The sequence below is a fragment of the Dolichospermum circinale AWQC131C genome (genome assembly GCF_000426905.1).
GTDB classification, from domain to species: Bacteria; Cyanobacteriota; Cyanobacteriia; order Cyanobacteriales; family Nostocaceae; genus Dolichospermum; species Dolichospermum circinale.
Genome location: NZ_KE384597.1, coordinates 65,439 through 73,916 on the forward strand (window position 1 = coordinate 65,439; position 8,478 = coordinate 73,916).

Sequence of the window (8,478 nt, forward strand, 5' to 3'; positions counted from 1 at the left end):
TGTAGATAAAAAGGCGGGCAGAATGCCCAATAAGATTGATATGATTAAATTGTGTATCTCACTTATTTACACATTACTATTTTTTTCCAAAAAATACTTGAGTTGATATAGGTTATCCAAGCGATTAGTTATTTTCAATTCCTGAGAAAAAGTGTTTTCCTGACTAAGCAAGTAAAATTTACCAATTCCTGCGGTTTTAGCCGCTTGTATATCCGATATTCTATCCCCAATCATAATTGATGTTTCAATATCTATCGGATATTTTTGACAAGCTTGTTCAAACATTCCTGGGGATGGTTTACGACATCGGCAATTTTGACGATATTGAGATATTTTAGCTTGGGGATGATGGGGACAATAAAAAACATCTAGTAATGCTACACCTTGTTTTTTAAATTGTTCACCCATCCATGCAGTAAGGGCTAAAAAATCTTGTTCGGAATAGTAACCACGAGCAATACCTGATTGATTTGTAACTACAATTAGTTCATAACCCAAATCGCGCAGGAGACGACAAGCAGTAAAGATTCCATTGGTAAATTCAAACTGATCACGACTAAAAACATAGCCATGATCAATATTGATGACACCATCCCGATCAAAAAAAGCAACTTTGATCACTTCAAGATTTCCTTGACTTTATTGATAATGTTAATGGTATCAATTCCTTGATGGGGTAGTTGTTCCCAAATACCACTACAACCTTCTTTATGAGTTCCCATGTAGGCATATTTGGGAGAAAATCCTCTTTCTAATAACCATGAACCAAAACGAATACCTAAACCTGTGCGCCGATTTAAGGATTCAACAACTAAAACAAAGGATGTTTTACCAATTTTTGCCATTATTTCTTCATCTACTAGATTCAGAGTTGATTTATTAATTAAACCCACATCTATGCCTTGTTGTTTGAGGTTTTCTACTGCATCTAGGGCGCGATAAAGTACCTCACCAAAACTAACTATATAACCTGCTGTTCCTTCTCGTACTATGTCATCTTTACCAGGAATAAAGGTGTAATTTTCGGCAAATAAAGGTTTACCATTTGTATCCAGAACATCGGGAACTGGGGAACGACTAGAAAAGAGAAATCTTAATCCTGGTTGATAAAAGATTGTTTCTACACAGGCTTTCATTTGATGTCCATCGGCGGGATAATATAACCGAGTTTGATAACCATCTTCTAAGCCGTTGTCGGCGAACATATTATTTAAGCCAAAATGACAGGTATTATCTCCTAATTCATCTATGCCACTATGGGAAAATTGACAGAGAATGTTAGATTTATTTAGTCGCGCCATTGTAATTTCAGAAATGCACATTTCTAAAAAGGCGCTGTAGGTGCTAAAAATTCCTTGTTTTCCCTCTTGCATACCAAATCCGGCGGCAGCAGAGAAATTTCCTCTTTCCATAATACCGCCATGATAGAATATTTCTGGGTAGGCTTGACGAATTTTATTAATGCCACAGGATTCTCCTAAATCGCTGTCAATACACATTACTTTTTCTTGGCGTTCCGCAGGTGTCATGGAACTAAGAATAGAAACTACTGTGGCATCGAAAATATGACGAGTTTTACTACTAGAACCGTTGAAAGTATAGGTATGTTGGAGGGGAATAATTTGTTTAAGATATTCAACAGCTTGGGTATGGCCGCGAGTTTCTAAATAGGCGATCGCTAAATCTGGTGATAAAGCATCATGTCCTAAAGGTGTTCCTTCTACTCCCACTATACCAGGAGTCATCGGACGTTTATTAATTACTGCTATTGGACCATCAGTATTAACAGCTTGACATAAACGACTATATAAATCATCTATATCTTCCCCAGCACCAATTAATACTTTTAATCCATGTCCTGCCAAGGTTTGACTAACATTAAATCCTGGTAAATAATCGCTAGGATAACCGCTACAAGTGGAATTGTTATCATCAATAATTAACTTCACATTGAGATTTTTAGCTACTGCTAAACGTGCGGCTTCGGCATCATTGCCTTCTTGTTGTGAGCCATCAGAACCTAAACAAAATACTACTTGATTGGGATGAGCGATCGCTACTCCATTCACATAAGGCCACAGATGTCCCAATCTTCCCGCACTAAATTTTATTCCTGGAGTACGTCCTCTTTCTGGATGTCCAAATAATTCAAAATTAGGTTCTCGATAATGTAACAAATTTTCCGCATCTAAATCACCATGTAAAGTAGCCATTAAATATTGTGTAGCCACTCGGTGTCCCGCTTCATCAAAGAAAATCGGCACAAATTTATCTGGAGAACCGCGAAAGAAAGCATCTAAAATCATTACTTCGGGGACTGTATCATAAGCCCCTCCTGTATGACCACCTACACCTTTTGCAGCAGCAATGGCAGTAAAAAAAACAATAGTATCTCGACAAAGTTGAATATTTGCTTTGAGGATTTCTCTTTGCTCATCAGTTAAAGTTGCATGAGCCGGATTTAATTTTAAAGGCTTGTAAGCATCTAAATCAATAGGGAATCGGAGGGTTGATGTGGTCATTGACTTTTGTTCCTTGGCCAAGAAATTATATGTAAACTACCGCGACTTTTTTATTGAAAACTAATGAGTCATCTTTTGTCAAATGGAGGAGATTTTAGGCAGTTCTTCGCTATGATTTGCAGAATTCAAATGTAGTAAGAATTATGGAAATTGGTATAAAGTTTGACTTGTTTTCCATCAAAAATTTTTACTAAAAAATGGCAAATTTTTATACTACTTTAACCTGTGTCGTCAACAAAATTCCTTTTTATAGATATATACTGAGTACTAAAATTCTAAATGAGAGGAGAGCGATCGCTACAGTAAATAAAGTTTAAAAAGTATTTGCCAATTATCTGACTTGGATTATTGTGTAATGTTTTTAATCCTTACCATAGATTTTTAAACCATCCCAAATACCCATAACACCAGGATAAGGACTATAATAAACATTTTGCATTGTCTGAATTTTGGCAACTAATCTGGGTTCAGAATTTCCTACAGCCACTCCCTTTAATCCTGTTTCAAATAATGATAAATCGTTGAGAGTATCTCCACAAGTAATAGTATCATCTGCATTAAAATTCATTTCCTCTAAAAACTTCAACAGGGTAGGACCTTTAGATACTCCTTTGGGCATAACATCAAAATAAAAATAGATATCATAATGGGAAATAATGCAATCAAATCCCGCATCAATTACTTTTTCAATGGCGCTAGGTCGTAATTCTTCGGGATCATAGTAGTAAGATACGCGATAATCAGGATTAACAGCTTGCAATTTTAAGCCTGGTTCATCTGCTAATAGCTGCTTGACTTGTTCGTTAGCATTTCCCCATTGTTTTACTATCCAATCTTGCACAGCAGAAATTGGCTCGAAAGTTGCACCATGTACAATAGTTGTTCCCACATCACCGATGATGTAGTCAGGTTTAGGAACTTGGGGATTTTCAACTAAAAAGTTGCTGATCCAGTCCAGTTCTCTGCCAGTGACATAAACTAAAAGTAGGCGATCGCCCTGATTATGGACATATTGATAAAATTCTGCCCTTTGCTGTTCAGAACCTCCTAAAAAAGTGCCATCTAAATCAGTTGCTAACAGTAAGGAGTGATGAGATTTCATATTTTTGAATTACACCATAAAAGCTTAATAAGTTAGATGCAGAATCAGTGAAAAAGTTATAGTATTTAAAAAATCCTATTTGACAATTTCAGATAATTGGAAAACTCTGCTGCGAGAATTTTTGTGAATTTTTCAGCACCTTGATTATTTAAATGTCTCTGATCACTGCGATTGGCAAGTTCATATAAGCTAGGGTATTTATTGGGATTATTAAAAGCAAATAGGGTAGAAACATATCCTAAATTTAAAGCCCTCATAATCGGAGTATGTTCAACATCTGCATCTAAAGCTGGAGGAATGAGGAAAATAGATTCAATTTTATTTTGAGTGATTTTTTCTTGGTTATCAATTCTATCAATCATCTGCTTAATTATTTTAAGTGCATAGGAATCGACTGGATATTTAGATATATTTTGTGAATTAGAAAATGCCGATTTTGCTTGGCTTAATTCTTGTTGATAAATCTCTAAATACTTCTCTTGAAAAATTTTGTCTAATAGTTCAATGTCGTTCATCCAATCCATTGCATAATAACCAGATTCCTGAATCACTCTATCAGATAATATTCCTCCTGGTGTGATTGTGATTCTGGGATTTACATAATCTGAAAAATTACCAATTCCTAACCAGTTATAGATAAAGCTAATTGAATTTGCATACAGGGCAGCAATTTTTATGTCTAAATTTAGAGTGGATTCTGCGATTAATTTAAAATTTTCTAATGTTTTAATTGGAGTATGCCAATAAACATTTTTAGTTGCTGTTGGTGCTTCTTCAACAAAAGAGTCAACTAAACAATCTAAAAATATCCATTTTAACTTAGCTGGTTTTAAAGCTAAGATTTTTTGTAAATAGAAATCCAGTTCGGCTACATTTGCCGACATGATCCCAAAGTTAAAGGATTTAAAACTATTACCATTTACTGATATGGCTTCATCAAATAATTTAGGCATTAATCCGTAATATGTAGTGCTTGGACCTAAAAAAATCATATCGTAATCATCTTTATGTTGGGTAAAATATTCTAATTTAGCACTCACATCACCAAGATTTTGACGCATATCATATTTAGGTAAAAACACATTAATTAATACATTTGTCAAAATTAAGCTAATAAGGAAAATGCAACTATAAAGCATCATAAATATAGTTTTTTTGTTCATAAATTTACATTTATTTAACTTGTAATTACTTTTAATTAATTCTGGCTGATTCCTACCATCAAGCTAATATTAAGCCACTACGGGAAGTCAATGTCAAGTTGAGATATCCTGCTTGAAAATGCCAATTATTTTGATTTTCAGGATATGTAAATAATGTTTTTTCTGGTTCAGTGGGCGATGATATTGGAAGATTAAACTTTGCTGTGGAATTACCGGCATTGACAGCAATGATTATATTTTCTCTAGCTAACCTCCGACTGAAAATATAAACTTGTCCTTGAGCATATAAGGTTTGATATTCACCAATTCTTAAAGCTGGGTAACTGTGACGTAGTTTAATTAATTGACGATGAAATTCTAGAATATCTTGATCCCATGCTTCTTTGTTGGGAAAACCACGGCGACAGTCAGGATCATAACTACCTGTTAAACCGACTTCATCACCGTAATATATACAAGGTGCGCCGGGAAAAGTTAATAATAGTAATGTGGCTAAATATAAACTTGGGCGATCGCCTCCTGCCACATCTAATAATCTAGCTGTATCATGATTATTGATACCATTCAGTTGAGTGAGTTGAATTTCCCAAGGATAAAGTTGTAGTAATTGATTAATTTCTTCCCCATATTTAGCCGCATCCGCAGGTGGTGGTGGTGCATATTCAGACAAATGACCTTTAACTTGGCGATCGCCAACAATAAAAGCAGTGGTAGCATTCAAAAAAGGTAAACTGGATACACCATCAAATTGTGTTCCATCTAACCATTCACTGGCATACATGGGAATTTCTCCCACAATATAAGCTTCAGGATTAATTGCTTTAATTCGTTCCCGAAACTCTTGCCAAAATCCCGGTGTTTTAATGTAATCTGCTGAATCTAACCGCCAACCATCTGCTCCTAATTTAATCCAATGTTCCCCAATTCGCATAATATATTCCCGCACGGCTGGATTATTGGTATTAAACTCTGGTAAAGCTCTAATTCCGTGCCATGCACCATAGTTAGCAGGGTGATCATCATCATAAGGTGCAAGTGGCCAACCTGTGATTTTAAACCAATCTAACCAAGGAGAATTTATACCATTTTCTAAAATATCATTAAAGAAATAAAAACCTCTACTAGCATGATTAAAAGTTCCATCCAAGACAATTTTTATATGACGATTATGAGCAGCTTTCAATAAACTTGCAAATGCCTCCTCTCCCCCCAAGAAAGGATCAATTTGATAATAATCAAGGGTATGATAACGATGATTACTAGCAGAAGTAAAGATAGGATTTAGGTAAATAGCATTAATGCCTAAATCTTGTAAATAATCTAGTTTTTCAATAATTCCCCAGAGATTACCACCTTTATAACCATGAATGGTTGGCGGTGCATTCCAATCTTCTAAAGGTACATTCAGCAACCATTTCTGATGTGCGGGAACAATTCTAGCAAAGCGATCAGGAAATATTTGATAGAAAACTGCGTGTTTAACCCAATCTGGTGTATAAATTTGCATAAATAACTTGATAATGATGGTTTAATAATTATGGTTTAATTTTTACTTATTTATTGATAATCTCTCCTTTCGTTTGAATTAATTTATCAATTGTTTCTGTAAATAGTTCATCTGTCACCATAATTCCTTTATTGATTTGATTTCTAAAGGAGAGACATAAATTAGCCGCATAAATAGGAGATTTTAAAGTTTGTTGATATAACTGAATAATATCTCTTTTATCTTCTACTATGGCGTGCATCAGAATAGGACTAAAAAGCCCCATATTCATAAATAGAGGTAATTCCATAATTTCCGATAATTTACTTAGAAATTTAGTGCTAACCACTAATCTCGATAATCTCCCTTCTTCATTTTTTACCAAAGATTTAGTCGCATAAATGTAAAAATTTAAAAAGCTATTTTTTTGAGTAAAATAAACTAATGAGTTGGTAACTTTTTCTCTACAAAATATATCTCCTTCTCCAAAGTTTACATTATCTGCTGTATCTAACCACACTTCACGACATACTAAATATTCTTCGGAAGTATCAATTTTTAAATTATCGGGATTAAATACGACGATATCAGCATCCATCCAAATTGTTTGATCATATCCCTGATCTAAAAATTTTCTCGCTATTTCTAATCTCGCTAAATCAGCAATGACGTTAATTTTACCTTGAGATTTATCTATATACCACTCAGGAACATAATCAAAAAAGTTATCTTTTCTTTGATAGTCATAACCTTTAAGTTTAGCCCAATTTTTCACTGTTTCCATACAAGTTTCTAGCCAAATTGGTGTTTCTTCTCCCCGATAGGATTGATAAACTATTGTTTTCATTTTTATTTCTACCTCATATTTCTGTAACTTATGTGCAAATTCTCAGATTATTTATCATGAAAAAATCCAAAATATTCTAGTCCTTCTAAAATTCCCCCAGCAAAATCATTTTTAGCCAGATATCGGTTTGTGGGCGGATAATTTTCATGCCATGTTAATAATTCTGGTTGAGCATTACCGACGATAATAGCAGGACAAAGCATATTTTCAAACATAGATAAATCATTACTAGAATCTCCACAAATCACAGTTTTTTCATCCCTAAAACCTAAACATTTTTGGATAAAAGTCGCCGATGCGGCTTTATTTGCTAATGTAGGTAAGATATCTAAAAATGCACCACCAAAGTTATCTATCATTTGTACTGTTAAACCATGATTTTGCAAAATTGCTTTTAATCTGGGCAGTGTTACTTCTAATCCTTTAGTGTTCGTATAATAACTAGCTTTAAATTCTGTTTGTTCTAAGGAAGATTGAAGAACTAAACAAGGAAATTCACTGCCGATTTTTACTACGATTTCTCGATCCCAACCCTGTGATATTTTAGCAGTCCATTCAGAATCATACCTTTTATTAGCTGGGTAATAAATTTCTGTTCCTACAGCTAATATTAATATGTCAGGTTCTAACAAGTCTTTCTCTGCGATTAGTTGTTGATAAAGAGCGAGCGAGCGCCCTGTGGTGTAACAGATGACTGTACCATAAATGCGCCTCTGTTCACTTAACCATTGATTTAATTTTGCTAAAGTTAGATCGTCACCAACTAAGGTATTATCTAAATCCGTTACAAATAAAAGTTTTGCCACTACACTAATACTTTGCGATGATTACTGTGTGATTAGTTAATTATTCAGCTATCAGTAATCAGTCAATAGCCGGAATAGTCAGGATTTTGAAGTTTTAATTTCATCAATGTTATTTGCATTTGCTTCTTCTCATTCTTTGTATTTCAATACTCAAGGTACATAGCTGACTGCTAACGTGATTAATTGTCTTATTAATTGAAACCCGTAATTCTTCAGAATCATACTACAATAATTTTCAATATTATTTTTTGTTCTTAATATTTTTTTAAGGAGGATTTATTTTTTATCAAGATCAATAAATAATTGTTAAAAATTATCAACACTGAAGGATGGTTTTGATTTAATCTTGATTATGATTGGTTATGCGAATTATAGAGGTATGCACTTGAATGAGATACAGTGATTAAATTGCAAAACCTGTAGGGGCGGGGTTTCCCCGCCCTCGATTGTATTTCATCCAACCGATAACCGCTATAGTGATAGAGAAATCATACAGCACTTCCCGATGTTATGAGGTACAAGAACCCCACCCCCAACCCCCTCCCCGCAAGC

7 protein-coding genes are annotated in these 8,478 nt (G+C 34.3%); all 7 read right to left on the minus strand.

Features of this window, described 5'->3' with window-relative positions:
* Positions 1–66: 66 nt before the first annotated feature.
* Positions 67–621, minus strand: coding sequence for a D-glycero-beta-D-manno-heptose 1,7-bisphosphate 7-phosphatase (gene gmhB / locus ACIR131C_RS0105565; protein ID WP_028089400.1), 555 nt, complete (start codon positions 619–621; stop codon positions 67–69).
* Positions 618–2,522, minus strand: a complete 1,905-nt coding sequence (locus ACIR131C_RS0105570) for a transketolase C-terminal domain-containing protein (protein WP_028089401.1) — start codon at positions 2,520–2,522, stop codon at positions 618–620. The genes gmhB and ACIR131C_RS0105570 overlap by 4 nt, the downstream gene beginning before the upstream one ends.
* A gap of 361 nt (positions 2,523–2,883) precedes the next feature.
* Positions 2,884–3,624, minus strand: a complete 741-nt coding sequence (locus tag ACIR131C_RS0105575) for an HAD-IIB family hydrolase (RefSeq protein ID WP_028089402.1) — start codon at positions 3,622–3,624, stop codon at positions 2,884–2,886.
* A gap of 65 nt (positions 3,625–3,689) precedes the next feature.
* Positions 3,690–4,787, minus strand: a complete 1,098-nt coding sequence (locus ACIR131C_RS0105580; RefSeq protein WP_028089403.1) for a hypothetical protein — start codon at positions 4,785–4,787, stop codon at positions 3,690–3,692.
* Between the two features lie 58 nt (positions 4,788–4,845).
* A complete protein-coding gene (locus ACIR131C_RS0105585; RefSeq protein ID WP_028089404.1) occupies positions 4,846–6,294 on the minus strand; it encodes a glycoside hydrolase family 13 protein in 1,449 nt (482 codons plus the stop codon).
* 46 nt (positions 6,295–6,340) lie between these two features.
* Positions 6,341–7,120, minus strand: a complete 780-nt coding sequence (locus ACIR131C_RS22015; RefSeq protein WP_051347499.1) for a hypothetical protein — start codon at positions 7,118–7,120, stop codon at positions 6,341–6,343.
* Positions 7,121–7,167: 47 nt separating this feature from the next.
* Positions 7,168–7,926, minus strand: a complete 759-nt coding sequence (locus ACIR131C_RS0105595; RefSeq protein WP_028089405.1) for a sucrose-phosphate phosphatase — start codon at positions 7,924–7,926, stop codon at positions 7,168–7,170.
* Between the last annotated feature and the right edge of the window lie 552 nt (positions 7,927–8,478).